Below are 18520 nucleotides of genomic sequence, written 5' to 3'. Positions count from 1 at the left end.
AATGCACATCAAGTTAAATGATTATTCAAATTTAGGTAAACACATGAATATCCCACGTTTTGGTCTAGGAACTTTCCGTCTTAAAGAACAAGCAGTTATTGATTCTGTTAAAACTGCTTTAGACGTAGGTTACCGTGTCATTGATACTGCTCAAATTTATGATAATGAAGCAGCGATTGGTCAAGCCATTGCCGAAAGCGGTGTATCACGTCAGGACTTATTTTTAACCACAAAAATCTGGGTAGATAATTTTGCTCAAGATAAGTTCATTCCAAGCTTAAAAGAGAGCCTACAAAAGCTTCGTACTGACCATGTTGACCTCACATTGATCCATTGGCCAGCGCCAGATTTAGGCGTTTCGATTCCTGAAGTTATGAAGCTTTTACTTGAAGCAAAACAACAGGGCTTAACTAAACAAATTGGTATTTCAAACTTCAATATTGAGCTTACTCAACAAGCAATTGACACAATTGGTGTAGAGCATATTGCAACCAACCAGATTGAGTTAAGCCCTTATCTTCAAAACCATAAGCTTGTGAATTTCTTACAAGAGAAGAATATTGATGTGACTTCATATATGACACTTGCGTACGGTAAAGTGCTTCAAGACCCAGTTCTCGCTGAAATTGCAGCAGCACATAAAGCAACAACAGCACAAATTGCACTAGCGTGGGCATTGCAACGTGGTTTTACAGTCATTCCATCTTCGACTAAACGTGAAAACCTGATTAGCAACTTAAAAGCACAGGATATCGAGTTAACTTCAGCTGAAATGCAAATGATTGCCGAACTTGATCGTAACAGTCGTGAAGTTAGCCCAGAGCCATGGGCACCAGTTTGGGACTAAACTCATGAACACTCAATCAAATACGGCGTTCTCGTTATTGGCATTGGCAATAGGTGCCTTTGCCATTGGCACCACTGAATTCTCACCAATGGGATTGTTGCCGAATATCGCTAATGATTTAGGGATTTCAATTCCAACGGCAGGTATGTTAATTACGGGTTATGCACTTGGCGTCATGCTAGGTGCCCCATTCATGACCCTATGGTTTGGTGGTTTTGCACGACGTAATGCGCTTATTTTGCTGATGGCGATCTTTACGGTCGGTAACCTAATCGCAGCCTTTTCACCAAGCTATATGAGCTTATTAGGTGCTCGTCTCATCACAAGCTTAAACCATGGTGCCTTCTTCGGGATTGGCTCTGTTGTAGCGGCAAGCATTGTGCCCGCACATAAACAGGCCAGTGCTGTAGCAACCATGTTTATGGGTTTAACCATTGCCAATATCGGTGGTGTACCGTTAGCAACATGGGTTGGGCAAAACATTGGCTGGCGTATGTCTTTCCTTGCGATTTCTTTGCTTGGTGTAATTACCATGCTCGCTTTATGGAAAGCGCTCCCACAAGGTATGGTTGCCCAAAAACCAAATGTGAAAGCTGAATTAAAGGTATTAACGCGTACTCCTGTGGTCCTTGCGCTACTCACCACCGTACTCGGTGCAGGTGCAATGTTTACACTCTACACCTATATTGCGCCAAGTTTGACTGAGTTTACCCATGCTTCACCTACCTTCATTACGTTCATGTTGGTGCTGATTGGTGTCGGTTTCTCAATTGGTAACCATTTAGGCGGACGTTTTGCAGATTTGTCCATTAATAAAACTTTGATTGGTTTCTTGGTTCTGTTAATTGTGATGATGGTGACTTTCCCAATTCTTGCACAAAGCCAGATTGGAGCAGCCATTGCATTAGTGATCTGGGGTGCAGCAACCTTTGCTTTAGTACCACCTTTGCAAATGCGTGTAATGTCAGTCGCTCATGAAGCACCGGGACTTGCCTCTTCAGTAAATATCGGTGCGTTTAACTTAGGTAATGCCGTAGGTGCAGCAGCAGGTGCGTTAGTACTCGATTTAGGTTGGGGTTATAGCGCAGTATCATTTGCTGGAGCATTACTAGCTGGTTTAGGTTTGTTATTGGTTTTATTTCAAATCAAACGTGAAAGTAGCCCTGCACAAGCTTTACAGCAGTGTTCAGATTAATAAAAAAAGCGCCTGATCTCAGGCGCTTTTTTTAAGCTATTTATTTTAAAATATCTGGTAATTTAGGGTGTTCATAAATCGGACTAGTCACTTCCCGCTTCATTTTAAGCAGCATCTGATAAGGTTGCTGTTGAACAAACATATTTACAAAGCTCAACGGGATTGCACCAGCAGGGTCAGCGTAACCACTGGTGGTTACTTTCACCTTATTATTTGCAACTTTCTGGAATGTCCAATCCCCTTCATAGCGTGTTAAGCGCACTACATCAGGTTGTATCGGATAATTTCCGCTAATTGCAGTATTTTTAATTGTCACAACGCCATTTGCAGCCTTGCTCATTTTTCCTTTTACAACGACATCACGATCTTTCAAAGGAAACGGAAAATCCAACACCATATACAGTGTGAACTCACCTTTTTTCTCATCTTGAGACAACATTTCAACTTTGCCCATATAAGGCACCCACTGATCAGCACGATTTACATCTAAAATCACAGCGACAGCGCGCTCAAGTGGCACATCAAATGTCGTTTCTGCTTTATATTGAAAGACTGGATTATCAGTTTTTTGATAGGTCCAGACTTTAATATTATTGCGGTCTAAGCTGAGTTTAGCTTTTTCTGTAGAAGCAGCCCCCGTCCAGAGGCTGCTTAAGCAAAGAAGAGTGGTCAAGGCAATTTGTTTTTTATTCATGTTCTGCTCTATCTTGTTTTTCTCGCTACACATGGAATACGGACAGGGTTTTAAACCTGTACGTCGTTCAATCCTAAAACATCTTTCATGTCATATTTACGCGCTTCACGGCCCACAACCCATGCAGCAGCTCGTACTGCACCAGCAGCAAAGTTCATACGGTTAGTGGCTTTATGAGTCACTTCAACGCGCTCACCTTCACCAATGAACATCACAGTGTGTTCGCCAACGATGTCACCACCACGAATGGTTTCAAAACCAATTGTTTGACGGTCACGTGGGCCTGTATGCCCTTCACGTCCATACACAGCAACTTCTTTTAAGTTACGACCTAAAGTATCTGCAATTGCTTCACCCATCATTAATGCTGTACCTGACGGCGCATCTACTTTATGACGGTGGTGAGCTTCGATCACTTCAATATCTACTGTATCGCCAAATACTTTTGCTGCAAGCTCAAGTAACTTGATTGATACATTTACACCCACTGAATAGTTCGCAGCATAAACCACAGGTATATGGGTGGCAACTTCGTCTAGCTCAGCTTTTTGCTCATCTGACATGCCCGTTGTCCCGATTACTATAGCTACTCCAGCTTCACGACATAGCTTTAGATGCTCAGATGTTGCAACAGGAGTAGAAAAGTCAATTACGACGTCACAGTCTTTAAGAACCTCTGCCAAGCTTCCTGTAAGCTTCACTCCAATTGAACCTACCCCTGCAAGTTCACCAGCATCAGCACCGATTAAAGTACTTTCTGGGCGTACAACGGCTGCTCCTAATTGATAGCCTGCTTGTTGAACTGCTTGAATAAGTATACGGCCCATACGACCGCCTGCACCTAAAATACCAATGCGTGGAGCTGCTGACATAATCTTCCCAATCTTCGGTTTTACGTAATTTACCTACTATATCAAAACTCTTTGCTCATCTTAAAAAGTAAAAATTATTTTTTGAGTTAGGACGAAATTTAATCTGTTTTCACAAAAGTTAAAGAATTGATCGGCAGACTACGGAGCCACGAATGAGAAAAAGATGACTATAAGGAGTTCAGCATGCATTCGAGAATTATTGGTTTTACAGTAATGATGGGGATTATGAGTTCAGTGGCATTTGCAGAGCCTGCAATCCAGCCAGGAGACACATTAGAAAGCTTATCTAAAGCGCGTATTACAACAAACTTAAATACTCAAACAGCAACGCCTACAGCTCAAACAAGCGATGCCAATGCTGACGTTAAAGTTGAAGATATTGACCCAATTATTGGCGAAAAAACAGCAGAAGCACCGAAAGTAGCTGTACAGGCAGAAGCAGTAGCCGCACCAGTGATCGAAAATGCTCCTACTCTTGCTTCTAGCGAACCGACTGTCAGTGTTAATGATATTGATGTTGCTCACCCTACAGAGTAAGCAGACGTAATTTTCTTTTAAGCAGAATAAAAATAATAAGATGAATCAGCGCAATAAAAAGGCGGATATTTTATCAATATCCGCCTTCTTTTTAATTTCTTATCTAATCAAGTATTAATCGAACAAACGATCAAAGAATGATTTTTTCTTCGGTGAAGAAGCACTGTCTTCGCCATCAAAAGAAGCTTGCAACTCTTTAAGTAATTCACGTTGACGAGAATTTAAGTTGACTGGTGTTTCTACCACAATACGGCAGAGTAAATCACCCACCATGCTGCTACGTACTGGACGAACGCCCTTACCACGTAAACGGAATAATTTACCTGTTTGAGTTCCCTCAGGAATCTTCAAGCTAACGCGACCTTCCAAAGTTGGAATTTCAATTTCTTTACCAAGTGCAGCATCAGCAATGCTCACTGGTACGTCCATATAAAGATCTGCGCCATCACGTTGGAAAATTTCGTGTTCACGAACGACGACTTCAACGTATAAATCACCTGATTGGCCATCACGAATTGCTTCGCCTTTACCACTCAAACGAACGCGGTCACCATTATCTACACCCGCTGGAATTGTAACTTCCAACGTTTGCTGGCGATCGGCAACACCTGAACCATGACATGCCTGACAAGGGTTTTTAATAATTTTACCTTGACCACGACACGTACCACATGTTTGTTGTACAGAGAAGAAACCTTGCTGCATACGAACTTGTCCTGAACCATGACAAGTTTTACAGGTTTCAACATCTTTTGGATTTTTAGAACCTTTACCATCACACACATCACATGGTGCTGGAGCAGTAAAGGTAATGGTTTTTTTAACCCCTTTTACAGCTTCTTCAAGGGTAAGTTCCATTACATAGCGTAAATCTGATCCGCGACGTTGACGCTGTTGACGCCCACCACCACCGAATGCGCCACCGAAGATATCACCGAACTGGCTAAAAATATCTTCTGCACTAAATCCGCCGAAGCCACCACCGCCCCCGCCAAAGCCACCTTCGAACGCATTATGTCCCATGCGATCGTACATGCTACGCTTTTCGCTGTCCGATAAAACTTCATAAGCTTCAGCAGCTTCTTTAAATTTCTCTTCAGCTTCGGCATTGTCAGGGTTTCTATCAGGATGATATTTCATCGCCAATTTACGGTAGGCTTTTTTGATCTCATCATCACTTGCGGTTTTTGAAACGCCTAAAACCTCATAATAATCACGTTTAGCCATTTTTGGCGGTGCTCCTCACGGAATTTTATCAATACTCTATTGCCGACTAAATGGGGGGCTTTAGCCGAATTTACAAGGGGGAAATGTTTAAAAAATAGATATATTAAAAAACTGCCTTATTTTTTAAATATTTAGACAAGCCTTTTAACCATGCATTTAATAGAAATAACCACGCAATAGCGCTAAAAACTACGCCAGCAACCGTAGAGGCTGTGACCCAAAGATTACTATCCCATGCAAAGAAGAAGAGCGGAATAAACCAGACAACAGCAAAAATTGCCATAAATAGAAATAGAATCGCATTGCGCATAATCCATAGCGCATGCGCATGAATCCAAACTTCTGCATTATCTACAACTGCCACTTTACGAGCGACCAAATAAGCAAAGGCCGCAAAAATAACCGTAAACAATGCAAGAAACATGAACGCATAAGAAATTACTATATAGCGGCGATGCTGTTCGATATGGTCTTGCCCCATCTGTATTTCACCTCAATTCACTGCATTTTGCCTATTTTTTATGCAGTGAAATAATCCTGTATTTTTTGTGTAAAGACAGGTGCTACTATATTGGAGTTTTCAATATTTCGCACCTTTATTCACAAAAAATTTATGTATTTTATGCGGTTTTTTTCACCTTAAACCACGCTGCGTAGAGTGCAGGTAGGAAAAATAATGTCAGTAAGGTGGCAACAATCAATCCGCCCATGATCGCAACTGCCATCGGACCAAAGAAAATACTTCGCGAAAGTGGAATCATGGCCAGAACAGCGGCTAAAGCAGTCAAAATAATTGGACGGAATCGTCGCACTGTCGCTTCAATAATTGCTTCCCAAGTTGGATGTCCCGCTTGTCGGTCCTGCTCAATTTGATCAATCAAAATAAGCGAGTTACGCATGATCATGCCAGAGAGCGCAATTGTGCCTAACATGGCCACAAAGCCAAATGGTTTGTTAAATAACAGTAAGAATAAAACAACACCAATTAAACCCAGTGGAGCTGTTAACAACACAATGGTAGAGCGAGACAAGCTTTTGAGCTGAATCATCAGTAATGTCATGACCACTGCCAAGAAGAGTGGCATACCCGCATTCACAGAATCTTGCCCACGTGCAGACTCTTCTACGGTTCCACCCACTTCAATGAGATAGCCACTTGGCAATTCAGCACGTAACTTATCCATTGATTCAGCTAACTCACCCACAACGGTAGCAGGCTGTAAATTGGTACGAATATCTGCGCGAACAGTAATCGTCGGTAAGCGGTTACGATGCCAGATCAAACCATCTTCAAACTTATACTCAATCTTCGCGATTTGAGCTAAAGGTACAGTGGTTCCATTGTTCGTTGGCACAGCTAAGCTTGCCAGTGAAGCCACTTCAACGCGCTCTGCTTGGTCCCCGCGTAAGCGAATTTCAATGAGTTCACGTTTTTCACGATATTGCTCAATCGTACTACCAGTAATTGATGCATTAATGAAGTTCGCTAAATCCAGACTAGAGACACCCATTTGTCGAGCACGGTCTTGATCAATTTGAATGGAAATGATCTTACTTGGCTCGCCCCAATCTAAATGCACATTGGTGGTATTCGGGTTTTCACTCATTACTTTAGCGACTTGCTGTGCTTCTTTACGTACCAGATTTAAATCTTCACCTGACACACGATATTGCAATGGATAACCCACAGGTGGGCCATTTTCGAGTAATGACACACGAGTACGGACTTGTGGGAGTAACTGCTTAATTTGTGTTTCTAACGAACGACGAATGTCATCACGATCATCAAGTGATGATGCGAGTACAACAAACTGAGCAAAGCTGGCTTGCGGTAATTGCTGGTCTAAAGGTAAATAAAAACGTGGTGAACCTGTCCCTACATAGGCCACATAGTTATCAATACCTTTTTGTTTAGACAGGAATTTTTCAACCTTTTTCACAGCTTGTTCTGTTGCTGTTAAAGAAGCGCCTTCTTCAAGTTTTAAATCGACTAAAATCTCGGCACGGTTTGAAGGCGGGAAAAACTGCTGAGGTACAAGTTTAAACATCAGCACAGAGAGCACAAAAATCCCCACCGTCGTTGCAATCACGGTTTTACGGTAGGTCACACAAAACTCGACCATCTTTCTAAAACGTAAATAGAAACTAGATTGATAAGGATCGTAATGATGGTCCTGTGAAATTGCCACAGTTTGCGGTTGCGGTTTTTTCGTTAATCTTGCCCACAAACGGACATACCAAGGGGCCTGATGTCCTAACTTGGTAAAATCTGGTAATAGCTTTTCACCTAAATAAGGTACGAATAAAACTGCCGCGATCCAAGACACCAATAAAGCAATGGTCACGACCTGAAAAATAGAGCGTGTGTATTCGCCTGTACTAGACTGAGCCGTAGCAATCGGTAAAAAACCTGCCGCAGTGATGAGTGTTCCGGTTAACATTGGAAATGCTGTGGTTTTCCACGCAAATCCGGCGGCTTTAATCCGGCTATAGCCCTGCTCCATCTTAATGGCCATCATCTCGACGGCGATAATGGCGTCGTCAACTAACAGGCCTAACGCCAAGATCAAAGCACCAAGTGAAATCTTATGCAGCCCGACATCGAATAAACTCATACCGGCAAAGGTCATTGCTAAAACTAAAGGAATAGAAAAAGCGACCACCAATCCCGTACGGAAGCCTAAAGAGAAAAAACTCACTAACAAGACAATAATGACTGCTTCAGCGAGTACCTTCACAAACTCATGAATACTGCGTTGTACTGCTACAGGTTGGTCAGAAACTTTCTGCAATTTCATGCCGAGTGGCAAGGTCTTTTGCAGTTGGGCAAATTCTGTTTCTAGATTTTTACCAAGGGCAATAATGTCACCGCCTTTACGCATCGAAACGGCAATGCCAATACCATTTTCACCCATGAAACGCATACGTGGTTGAGCAGGCTGACTAAAACCACGATAAACATCAGCAACGTCACCAAGCTGGATGGTTTTATCACCGACCAATAAAGGTGTTTTTTTAATTTCATCAATGTTTTGTAGATGACCACTTACTCTAATTTGAATACGGTCTGTACCCGTTTCAAAAAAGCCAGCACTTGCCATACTATTTTGCTTTTGTAAGGCTTCTTGAATCGCTGTAACTGGAATTCCGAGCTGCACCGCTTTAGTGTTAGAAATCTCAACCCATATTTTTTGGTCTTGTAGACCAATCAATTCGACCTTACTGACATCCTTGACTCGTTGAAGCTGTAATTGCAAACGATCTGCATATTCTTTCAAAAGTGCATAGTCAAAGTCTTTGCCTGTCAGTACATAAATATTACCGAAAGTGTCCCCAAATTCATCGTTAAAAAATGGGCCTTGTACACCATTTGGTAGTTCATGGCGAATATCATTCACCTTCTTACGAACGTTATACCAAACATCAGGGATCTGTGCCGATGTCAGCGAGTCCTTGGCAACAAACGTAACCATCGACTCCCCTGGGCGGGAGTAAGCCATAATCTTGTCATACTGCCCTGTTGTCATCAGTTCCTTTTCGATACGGTCAGTCACCAGCGTTGAAACTTCTTTCGCTGTTGCTCCCGGCCAATAGGTTTGTACAACCATGACTTTAAAGGTAAATGGTGGGTCTTCACTTTGTGAGAGTTTTGAATAAGAGATCGCGCCGATAATGCCAAGTAACAGCATAAAATAAAGGACGATACCTTTATTATTTAATGCCCATTCCGAGAGATTGAATTTCATGGCTGGATTGCTCCCTGAATTTTCACCGCACGGTTTTCACGGTCAATCGGGTGAATCTTCTGCTTATCGCGTAGCAAATGCACACCACCAATCACCACCCAATCATTTGGTGTTAAACCAGATAGCACGGGTACACTGTCTCTGCCATATGCACCAACCGTTACAGGTACTTTACGTAAAGTCTGATTCGCATTAACAACCCAGACATAAGGCTGATTATCTGTTGCTGAAACGCTCGAAAGTGGCACACTCATCACGTTGGTTTGAGTTGAGGTAAAAAATACGCGTGCACTTTGTCCAAGTTGGATAACAGACTGCCCTTCTTTGAGTGCAACTTTCACTGTAAAGGTACGAGACTGATCCGCCGCCGGAGAAACTTCGCGTACATATCCGGCAAACCTTTCATTCGGTTTAGACCACAAGGTGATCCAAGCCGCTTGACCAACTTTAATCTCGCTAACCGCTTGTTCTGGTACGCCAATAACAACTTCACGCTCTCCATCAATTGCCAGTTGATAAGCAGCTTGTCCTGCTGCCACGACTTGTCCAATTTCTATGTTTCGCGCTGTAATAACACCATTTTTGTTAGAAACGAGTTGGTTATAACCAGTTTGGTTGGCAGAAACCTCATAGTTAGAACGAGCTTGTTGTAATGCCGCTTGTGCCGCGTCATATTGATTTTTTACAGTGTCATACTGCGAACGGCTCACTGCATTAATCGGGAGTAATTGTTGAAAACGTTTAAGTTCATCTGCTGCTGTTTTTGCCGAAGCCTGTGCATTATCCAGTTGGGCTTTAGCAGCATTTAATTGTAACTGAGCATCTGCCACATCGAGTTTTGCTAATACTTGTCCAACTTTAACTCGGTCGCCTACATCCACATAGCGCGCCGTAACTTGTCCACCAACCCGAAATGCCAAAGCCGTTTGTTGTCTAGCCTGCACGTCCCCTGCATAGCTTTTTTGTTCATTGAGTGTGGTTAATGGCTGCGCCACCATCACATAGGGTATTTCTTCTGTTTTGGGTGCTTCTTTACTGCATCCCATTAATGTGACCGTACAAACAATCACCATACTCATGATGAGAGGTTTTAACAGATTCATATCTTATCGCTCTTATTCAAACTGATTTTTTAAGGCACAATATGCTTGCATCATAATTTGTTTGTTTTTTAATTAATATACCTGCGAGTACATTAATTAAAAAAAACTTATAAATATTTATTTTTCTAAACTTTTATTAGAGGGTTTTGTGCAAACAGTTAATCAAAGTGGTCGCCCCAAAGATCTGGAAAAGCGTGCTCGTATCCTACAAGCCGCGAAAGCTATTTTTTTAAAATCCGGTTATCACGGTACTAGCATGAACCAGATTGCACAGGAAGCAGGCGTTACTAAACTCACGGTTTATAACCACTTTCAAGATAAAGTGAACCTGTTTATCTGTGCGATTACGGAAACTTGTGAAGAGACACTGTGCACTAAACAATTTGACTTAGATACATCGGCAGACTTCTATCAAACACTCTTTATTGTATGTTCACGTGCCTTACAAATTATTTATTCACCTGAAGCATTAAAGCTTGATCATGTATTGTTGGAGCTTGCAGCCGAACAGAACCCACTCGCCCTACAGTTTTTTGAAGCTTCACATACACGAATGGAGAATCAATTAGCTGAGTTTTTTCAAAAAGCTGCTCAATTAGGTTTCATTCAAGCCGATGATCCGATCTATCAAACAGAGCTGCTTTTGACCTTATTGCTTGGTGTACGCCATCACAAGGTTTTACTGGGCATTACTGCTGCCCCAAATGCACAGGAGCTAGAGCAAATTATTCGCGACGCAATTAATTTATTCTTGCTCAAATATCGGAATTAAACCAAAGTCCGATTGTCAAAAGTTGCGCTAAGTGCATGCCAGCTTTTAAGACACTACAAGCGAATTAAATGTTATTTTTTAAGCAAAAATTCACATTTTCTTACGCTCAAAGCTTGGAATGTTTGTTAATCGCGCTATATTCGATAAGAATAAGAACAGGAGAAAATAGCATGGTTCAGCAAATCGATGCGCCACTGCGTGAGGATGTCCGCTTACTTGGTAATTTGTTAGGTGAAACCCTAAAACAACATGCAGGACAAGAACTGTTTAATCAGATCGAGCAAATCCGTGCTCTTGCCAAAGGTGCACGTGATGGTCAAGCTGAAGCCGAAAAGCAACTAGAACAATTATTTTTAGAACTGCCCGATGAAGAGTTACTTCCTCTCACCCGCGCTTTTTCTCACTTCCTCAATTTTGCCAATATTGCCGAGCAATATCATGTGGTCCGTAGCCGCAGACAGGCAGAGTTTGATTCGGATGCAAACTCTCCGAATCCGCTGGTTCACTTATTTCAAAAATTTAAAGATAAAAGTATTTCAACAGAAAAACTATTCCAGCAAATTTGCGATCTTAAAATTGAGTTAGTACTTACGGCGCACCCAACTGAAGTGAGTCGTCGTACCCTCATTCAAAAATATGATGATATTAACGCTTGCCTCTCACAGCTTGATCAGCAAAAACTTACCCCACGCGAACGCCAAAATGCACTTGCGAATTTAAAGCAACAAATTAGTTCGGCTTGGCAAACAGATGAAATCAGACAACACCGTCCGACTCCAGTCGATGAAGCAAAATGGGGATTTGCCACAATTGAGCAAACACTTTGGAATGCTGTACCTAAATTCATTCGCGAGTTAAATGAATTAGTTCAAGAAAACTGCCAACTCAATTTACCACTTAATATTGCACCAGTACGTTTCGCATCTTGGATGGGTGGAGATCGTGATGGCAACCCAAATGTTACCCATCAAATTACCCAAGAAGTACTGTGGTTATCACGCTGGCAGGCTGCTGACCTTTACCTAAGAGATATCGAAAACTTACGTTGGGAACTTTCAATCCAGACGTGTTCTGAAGAAATGATTCAGGCAATTGGTAGCCAACATGCAGAACCTTATCGTGAATATTTACGTGCTACACGAGAGCGTTTAAAAGCGACTCGACACTGGTTAGCTCAGCGTTTACAAGGCTTAGAAGCAGACGACAGCAATGTCATTAAAAGCAAAGATGAGCTTTTACAACCATTATTGCTATGCTATCGCTCTTTAATCGACAGTAACCTACCTGAAATTGCGAATGGTCAACTGCTCGACTTTATCTACCGTGTGAACTGTTTTGGTATTGAATTACTTAAACTCGACATTCGCCAAGAATCAGGCCGTCATCGCCAAGCGATTTCAGCCATTACCGAATATTTAGGTTTAGGTAATTTTGAATCGTGGACTGAACAAGCGCGCCAAAATTTCCTCATTCAAGAATTACAAAGTAAACGCCCGCTTTTACCGAAATATATTAATGAACCTGAAGGCAGTTTGATTGGTCATCCAGATGTTCAAGAAGTATTTGCAACCATGCGTACTTTGGCAGACCAACCACCTGAGTCTTTAGGGGCATATATTATTTCGATGGCTGAATATCCAAGTGATGTTTTAGCTGTGTTGTTATTGCAAAAAGAAGCAGGTATTCAGCATCCTTTACGTGTAGTTCCTCTATTTGAGACTTTAAAAGACTTAGATGGCGCTGCAACTACCATGAATACGCTGTTCAATATGCATTGGTATAAACAGCACATTCAGGGTAAACACGAAGTCATGATCGGTTACTCCGACTCTGCAAAAGATGCAGGGTTCATGTCTGCCAACTGGGCGCAATATCGTGCTCAAGAAGAGCTGACTGCAATTGCTCAAACACACGGCGTACAGTTGACACTATTCCATGGTCGTGGCGGTTCAATTAGCCGTGGTGGCGCACCAACCCAACAAGCTCTATTCTCACAGCCGCCTGGTTCGATTTCTGGTGCAATTCGAGTCACTGAACAAGGGGAAATGATCCGCTTCAAATTCGGTCTAGAAGGAATTGCGATGCAAAACCTTGAGATCTATACCGCAGCAACACTTGAAGCGACCTTATTACCACCACCAGAGCCTAAGGCTGAGTGGCGTGAACTCATGAATCGCATGACTGATCATTCTGTTAAGGTCTATCGCCAGACAGTTCGTGAAAACCCACATTTTGTCAAGTATTTACGGACCGTTACGCCTGAACTCGAATTACAAATGTTGCCTTTAGGCTCGCGTCCTGCAAAACGAAAAGTGAGTGGCGGCATCGAGTCTTTACGTGCGATTCCATGGGTATTTGCTTGGACACAAATCCGTTTGATGTTGCCTGCATGGCTAGGTACAGGTGCTGCCATTAATGAAGTGATTGCCGATCAGCAAAAAGCAACACTTGATGAAATGCTTCAGCAATGGCCTTATTTCCAGACGCTGATTGATATGCTGGAAATGGTATTGTCTAAAGCCGATGCCAACATTGCACTCTATTACGAGTCTCATTTGACTGAAGATGAAGATTTAAAAGTGCTCGGTAATCAATTACGTCAACGACTAAAAGATGCTGTTGAAACGCTACTTAAATTGAAAGATGAATCAAAGCTTCTTAGCAATAATGAAGTTCTCGATCAATCTATGCAGGTTCGTAAACCATACTTACTACCTTTGCATCTTTTACAGGCCGAACTCATGAAACGACGTCGTGATTATCTCGCTGAACGTCAGGCTGAGAATACCCCTGTTGACCATGCACTTATGGTGAGTATCGCGGGTATCGCTGCTGGTTTACGTAATACAGGTTAAGCTAATTTTACCAATTGTTTTATAAAGCAGTGCATCTTGATGTGCTGCTTTTTACTTGCAAAATTCTCTATTTTTCTTAAATTTTCCCCGATTTTCTATTTTTTTGAATATTTTTTAAAAATCATAAAATTAATATTTATGAGAAAAAAATAACTAAATACGCACATTTAGTTTTTTTAAAATTATACCAATCGTTAAAAAATAATTACTTTTCACTCACATACTTCTCTGTAGAGATTAAATGCATTCCCAAGAAAGAGTATCATGGCAGCAATTAAAGAATAATGAGCTTATTTTATGTCCAATTGGTTTCCAAAATGGCAGCCTTACCAAGGTGATATTGACCATCGGCCAGTCTCTACCAATGAATATCTCCCACCCGTTCAAAGTGCTGTTTTGGGTATTCAACATGCATTTGCTATGTTTGGAGCGACTGTTTTAGCACCCTTACTCATGGGTTTTAATCCTAACCTTGCTATTTTAATGTCTGGAATCTGCACCATTCTGTTTTTCTTAATTACAGGTGGTCGTGTTCCAAGTTATTTAGGATCAAGTTTTGCCTTTATTGGGGTGGTTGCAGCTGCAACTGGGCATATTACAGGTTCAGGTGCCAATCCAAATCTATCTATGGCTTTAGGTGGAATCGTAGCATGTGGTGTTTTTTATGCCATCATCGGTTTTATCGTGATGCTTACTGGTACACGCTGGATTGAAAAACTCATGCCGCCTGTGGTGACTGGTGCCATTGTGATGATTATTGGTCTGAACCTTGCACCTGTTACGATTAAAGGTGTTGCAGGCCAACCATTTGAAATGTGGATGGCCTTAATTACCGTACTTTGTATGGGTAGTATTGCAGTCTTTACTCGTGGCCTGTTGCAACGCTTGCTTCTGTTGATTGGTTTGATCTTGGCCTATGTGATTTATGCCATCACCACCAATGGGCTAGGTTTAGGTAAACCAATCGATTTTAGCCAGATCTCACAAGCCGCATGGTTCGGGATTCCAAGCTTTTCTCATCCTACTTTTGACACGAATGCTATGCTAATTATTGCGCCAGTTGCGCTTATCTTAGTAGCAGAAAATCTAGGACATATTAAAGCTGTTGGCGCGATGACTGGTGAAAACCTGACTCCACAATTAGGTAAAGCATTTGTTGCAGATGGTTTGGCAACAACATTATCTGGTAGTGTCGGCGCTCCAGGGATGACTACTTACGGTGAAAACATTGGTGTGATGGCAGTCACTCGTGTGTACTCAACCATTGTTTTTGTGATCGCAGGTGTCTTTGCAATTTTCTTAGGTTTATCTCCAAAATTTGGTGCGGTAATTAGTACTATTCCAAGTGCTGTTTTAACAGGCGCGTCTATTGTTGTGTTTGGTTTAATTACCATTGCTGGGGCCAAAATCTGGATCGAAAACAAAGTTGATTTTTCTAATAATAAAAACCTGATAGTTGCTTCTGTGACGATTATTTTAGGTGCAGGTAACTTTGAATTATTGTTCGGTAATTTCAATTTAGGAGGTATTGGTACAGCAACATTTGCGGCCATTATCCTAAATTGGTTGTTTAGTTTAAAAGATAAAACTTAAGTTTAGAAAGGCAGCGTAAGCTGCCTTTTTTCATTCCGATTTAGTATGATAAATTTTTGCGCTTCAATACGTTCCTATCATGCGTTTTGATTTTTTTGATTTACAGCTGGTCCTTCATATTGTCTCTACTGGTAGCCTCACTAAAGGTGCTGACCGCTCTGCAATTTCACTTCAGGCGGCGAGTGAGCGTATAAAAAAACTCGAACAGTATTTTGAAACACCTTTATTTATTCGCCAAACTACAGGCGTAGAGCTCACCACAGCGGGACATGCTTTTGTAGAACATGCTCGTCAGCTTTTAGCACAAAAAGATCAACTCGAACAAGAAATGCAGCGCTTTAAGTCTTCTACAATAGAGCCATTAACGCTTTGGTGTAACTCTTCTGCTCAAAGCGAATATTTGCCTCCGTTATTACCGCAATATTTAGTACTTCATCCTGAAATGAATATCGATTTGCACGAAGCAGAAAGCTCAGAAATTGTAGATGCATTAACCCAAGGAATTGCGAGCCTTGGCCTGGTCTCAAATTTTTTTGATACCAGACATCTGCAAACTAAGGAATTTGCTAGTGATCCATTAGTTCTGATTTGTCCTCCTACTCACAATTTAGCTCAACACCAACAGCTGAATTTGGTAGAGGCTTTAAGTTATGGTTTTATTGGCCTTAAACCTCATCATTCGTTGCAACAGTCCATCGAAACTCAAGCTAAGCTATTAGGCTTTAACATACAGTACCGTTTGCGCTTACCTAACTTTGGGGCGATTGCTGAGGTCGTTGCCAAAGGTGTCGGAATTGCGATTATGCCAGCTCGTGCCGCACAGCGTTTGCAATCGGACTATGATTTTCATTCCATTCAACTGCTAGGTGCATGGGCAAATCGTAAACTGCTTTTGACTACACAAAATTTCAATCAGCTACCTAATAGTTATAAACAATTTGCCGATTTTTTATTGCAACATCGCCCTTAAAAATTGGCTTAATGCAAAATCATATAAAGCCCTAATGACACCAAACCTATAAAAAAGATACGGCGAAATAACTGCTCATTTAACCGATAACGGATTTTTTTACCTAACCACATTCCAACGAGCGCCGCCAACAATGCAGCAAAAGATAAACGATAATCCAATGTCATCCCCGACATAGGGTTGTGGTGTAAAAAGACTGCAAGACAAATGGTAGAGACAGTAAACGTTAGTCCTAAAGCCTGAACCAACTCATCCCGCTTTAAATGTAAAGACTGCAAATAAGGAACGATTGGAATAATAATGACACCTGTTGCTACAGTCACTGCCCCGCCGATATATCCAATAATCGGTGATAGCCAACGTTCATACTTCCCTAAGTGTGGAAGTTTCTTCACGCACAGACCATAGAGTCCATATAGGGCCAACATGCAGCCTAATAAAATCTCACTACTATGCCCATGACTTTGACTTAAAGTAGGTAAAAAGCTCCATATTGAACCTACTATAATGCCGACAAGCAAAGTCCAGAAACGGCGAATAAAAGTCCAGACATGTCCTTCAGCAAAAAGCTGCCAGACGTTGGTGACCATTGAAGGGACAATGAGCAGAGATGCTGCCTGAAAAGGGCTCATTGCGATAGTGAGTAAGCCCATCGATACCGCCGGCAATCCTAAACCGATCATGCCTTTAATCATGCCAGCGAAGGCAAAGACCACTATAATAATTGCTAAAAAAGTCACTGTTTATCTCCGATTCCTTAAAGGATATGCTACGGAAAAAACAGGTACTGCCCTATTCTTGTTTTTAGGAGTAGGCCTCAATTAAAAGTTGAGGCTGTTTTATATTTCTCTTCTAATACATTACTAAAAATACTTTCGATCATCCATACACGATACAAGCTATTAAATACGTAGGTCTGACCATCAATACGCAGCTCTAAAACCGGTAAATCAGGCTGATGCTTGTCTTTGCAAAGTGCATCATTCTGCGCCAAAACAGATTGCACATCTTGGTCGGTTAGCTGCTCAATCCCAAGCTGTTGCTGTAACTGTTGGAAATGTTTTAAGAAAGATAAATCTTTTCCTTTTGTCCAAACTGCCTGCAATATCGTAAAAATTGTATCGATTTGCTGATTCTCTTGCACACTATAGAAAAGCTTTGCCATCTCTAATGTGCTTTCCTCAGTAGGGCGACAAAATGGCGTAAAGGCCACACCTGTTCGTTTAGAAACACGTGTCGCCAAACTCCAGTCAAACCAGTCTCGACCTTGATAACTTAAAGGGTAAACTTTTAGTTGAATATCATAATAATCAGCCAGCTCTTCCTTAATATAGGCAAGTAACAACCAGCTCATTGGGTCTTCTAAAGCAATATAGACATCAAGCTCAGGATGAAGCGTCTGAATCTCGGTAAGCGCCTCAGCATCATTAATCAAATGTTCACGCCATTCGATATGATTAATTAAAAAAATTGGATTGCCCGTCAGTAACTTTTGCTGCTTCAGACGACGAGTCAAACGTAATAAATCATCTACTGCGTGATATTTACGTCCACCAAATTCAAAGTATGCCGCAGGTACAGGCTCATCCGTAAAAATGCGTTCTGAAAAATGTTGAGGAAGCTGATGTTTAACTGCCATGGCATGTAAAGTACGCAACTTTCCATATTGTTGTTGCCAAAGCATGTGAAAAATATCTTCTAATAGATGGAAGAAGTTCTGACCTTGTAATGGAGTTCTTTTTAATATGACTGCCGCTTGTTTTAAAGATTCTGGGCTTGGGATTTCTGGAAATTCATCGAAACCGAAACGATGTTGTTTGGCTAATATCTTGGCATCATTCAGACAATAATTTTGCCACTCTTCATGCGACATGCTGTTTGGAGGTTCAGAAGCCGTATGAGAAATAATAATTTTTAAAGGCTTAAGTTCATCACTTAAAATTTCATCTAGCTGAGACAATTGCTGAACAGCCAAATAGCTATACACATCATCAAGTCGTAAATAAATACTTAAACCATTTTCCGTGGGTAACACCGCTTGACGAGAAGGCTTTTGGTAAAACCAGCTCGATCGAATAGGGTCAAACCAACGGCGTAGCAGTGACATGA

The 18520-nt window shown here is 41.5% G+C and carries 15 protein-coding genes; 7 read left to right on the top strand and 8 right to left on the bottom strand.

Translation table 11 applies throughout. The annotated features are described in order from the left end of the window. The first annotated feature begins 43 nt into the window (after positions 1-43). Both dkgB and H7R46_RS00205 read left to right on the top strand, forming a co-directional pair. Positions 44-847, top strand: coding sequence for a 2,5-didehydrogluconate reductase DkgB (gene dkgB / locus H7R46_RS00210; protein ID WP_005066576.1), 804 nt, complete (start codon positions 44-46; stop codon positions 845-847). 4 nt (positions 848-851) lie between these two features. Beyond that, entirely contained in the window at positions 852-2042 is a 1191-nt protein-coding gene (locus H7R46_RS00205) for an MFS transporter (RefSeq protein WP_005066574.1), read from the top strand. Positions 2043-2082: 40 nt separating this feature from the next. Here the strand turns inward: H7R46_RS00205 and H7R46_RS00200 are convergent, their stop codons facing one another. After that, on the bottom strand, positions 2083-2736 hold the full coding sequence (locus H7R46_RS00200) for an START domain-containing protein (protein ID WP_005066572.1): 654 nt from the start codon (positions 2734-2736) through the stop codon (positions 2083-2085). A gap of 50 nt (positions 2737-2786) precedes the next feature. Beyond that, positions 2787-3608, bottom strand: a complete 822-nt coding sequence (gene dapB / locus H7R46_RS00195; RefSeq protein WP_005066570.1) for a 4-hydroxy-tetrahydrodipicolinate reductase — start codon at positions 3606-3608, stop codon at positions 2787-2789. Positions 3609-3791: 183 nt separating this feature from the next. Between dapB and H7R46_RS00190 the strand changes: the two genes are divergently transcribed. Beyond that, positions 3792-4145, top strand: coding sequence for a hypothetical protein (locus H7R46_RS00190; protein ID WP_005066567.1), 354 nt, complete (start codon positions 3792-3794; stop codon positions 4143-4145). Between the two features lie 114 nt (positions 4146-4259). On the opposite strand, the gene dnaJ is transcribed toward H7R46_RS00190, so the two are convergent. The 4 genes from dnaJ to H7R46_RS00170 all read right to left on the bottom strand — a co-directional run bounded on the left by dnaJ (position 4260) and on the right by H7R46_RS00170 (position 10221). Further along, positions 4260-5372 (bottom strand): molecular chaperone DnaJ, encoded by a 1113-nt coding sequence (gene dnaJ, locus H7R46_RS00185; protein ID WP_002119101.1) that lies wholly within the window; start codon positions 5370-5372, stop codon positions 4260-4262. Between the two features lie 103 nt (positions 5373-5475). Then, entirely contained in the window at positions 5476-5853 is a 378-nt protein-coding gene (locus H7R46_RS00180; RefSeq protein ID WP_002119294.1) for a membrane protein, read from the bottom strand. Between the two features lie 139 nt (positions 5854-5992). Further along, complete coding sequence (locus H7R46_RS00175; RefSeq protein ID WP_005066563.1) at positions 5993-9118, bottom strand: efflux RND transporter permease subunit; 3126 nt, start codon at positions 9116-9118, stop codon at positions 5993-5995. Then, positions 9115-10221 carry an efflux RND transporter periplasmic adaptor subunit gene (locus tag H7R46_RS00170; RefSeq protein WP_005066561.1) on the bottom strand — a complete coding sequence of 369 codons (1107 nt, stop codon included), beginning with the start codon at positions 10219-10221 and terminating at the stop codon, positions 9115-9117. The genes H7R46_RS00175 and H7R46_RS00170 overlap by 4 nt, the downstream gene beginning before the upstream one ends. A gap of 148 nt (positions 10222-10369) precedes the next feature. Between H7R46_RS00170 and H7R46_RS00165 the strand changes: the two genes are divergently transcribed. From H7R46_RS00165 to H7R46_RS00150, 4 genes are all read left to right on the top strand, one after another. Beyond that, positions 10370-10993, top strand: a complete 624-nt coding sequence (locus tag H7R46_RS00165) for a TetR/AcrR family transcriptional regulator (RefSeq protein ID WP_002119184.1) — start codon at positions 10370-10372, stop codon at positions 10991-10993. A gap of 170 nt (positions 10994-11163) precedes the next feature. Further along, positions 11164-13848 (top strand): phosphoenolpyruvate carboxylase, encoded by a 2685-nt coding sequence (gene ppc, locus H7R46_RS00160; RefSeq protein WP_005066558.1) that lies wholly within the window; start codon positions 11164-11166, stop codon positions 13846-13848. A gap of 297 nt (positions 13849-14145) precedes the next feature. Continuing rightward, positions 14146-15441, top strand: coding sequence for a solute carrier family 23 protein (locus H7R46_RS00155; protein WP_002119102.1), 1296 nt, complete (start codon positions 14146-14148; stop codon positions 15439-15441). A gap of 79 nt (positions 15442-15520) precedes the next feature. Then, complete coding sequence (locus H7R46_RS00150; protein ID WP_005066556.1) at positions 15521-16411, top strand: LysR family transcriptional regulator; 891 nt, start codon at positions 15521-15523, stop codon at positions 16409-16411. Positions 16412-16419: 8 nt separating this feature from the next. Here the strand turns inward: H7R46_RS00150 and H7R46_RS00145 are convergent, their stop codons facing one another. Further along, a complete protein-coding gene (locus H7R46_RS00145) occupies positions 16420-17151 on the bottom strand; it encodes a sulfite exporter TauE/SafE family protein (RefSeq protein WP_005066553.1) in 732 nt (243 codons plus the stop codon). Positions 17152-17228: 77 nt separating this feature from the next. Beyond that, positions 17229-18518, bottom strand: a complete 1290-nt coding sequence (locus tag H7R46_RS00140) for a hypothetical protein (protein ID WP_005066551.1) — start codon at positions 18516-18518, stop codon at positions 17229-17231. Positions 18519-18520: the final 2 nt, after the last annotated feature.

Source organism: Acinetobacter sp. BEC1-S18-ESBL-01 (genome assembly GCF_014169935.1).
GTDB classification, from domain to species: domain Bacteria; phylum Pseudomonadota; class Gammaproteobacteria; order Pseudomonadales; family Moraxellaceae; genus Acinetobacter; species Acinetobacter pittii.
Note: the sequence above shows the minus strand (reverse complement) of the source record. Positions and strands in the feature narration are given on the sequence as shown.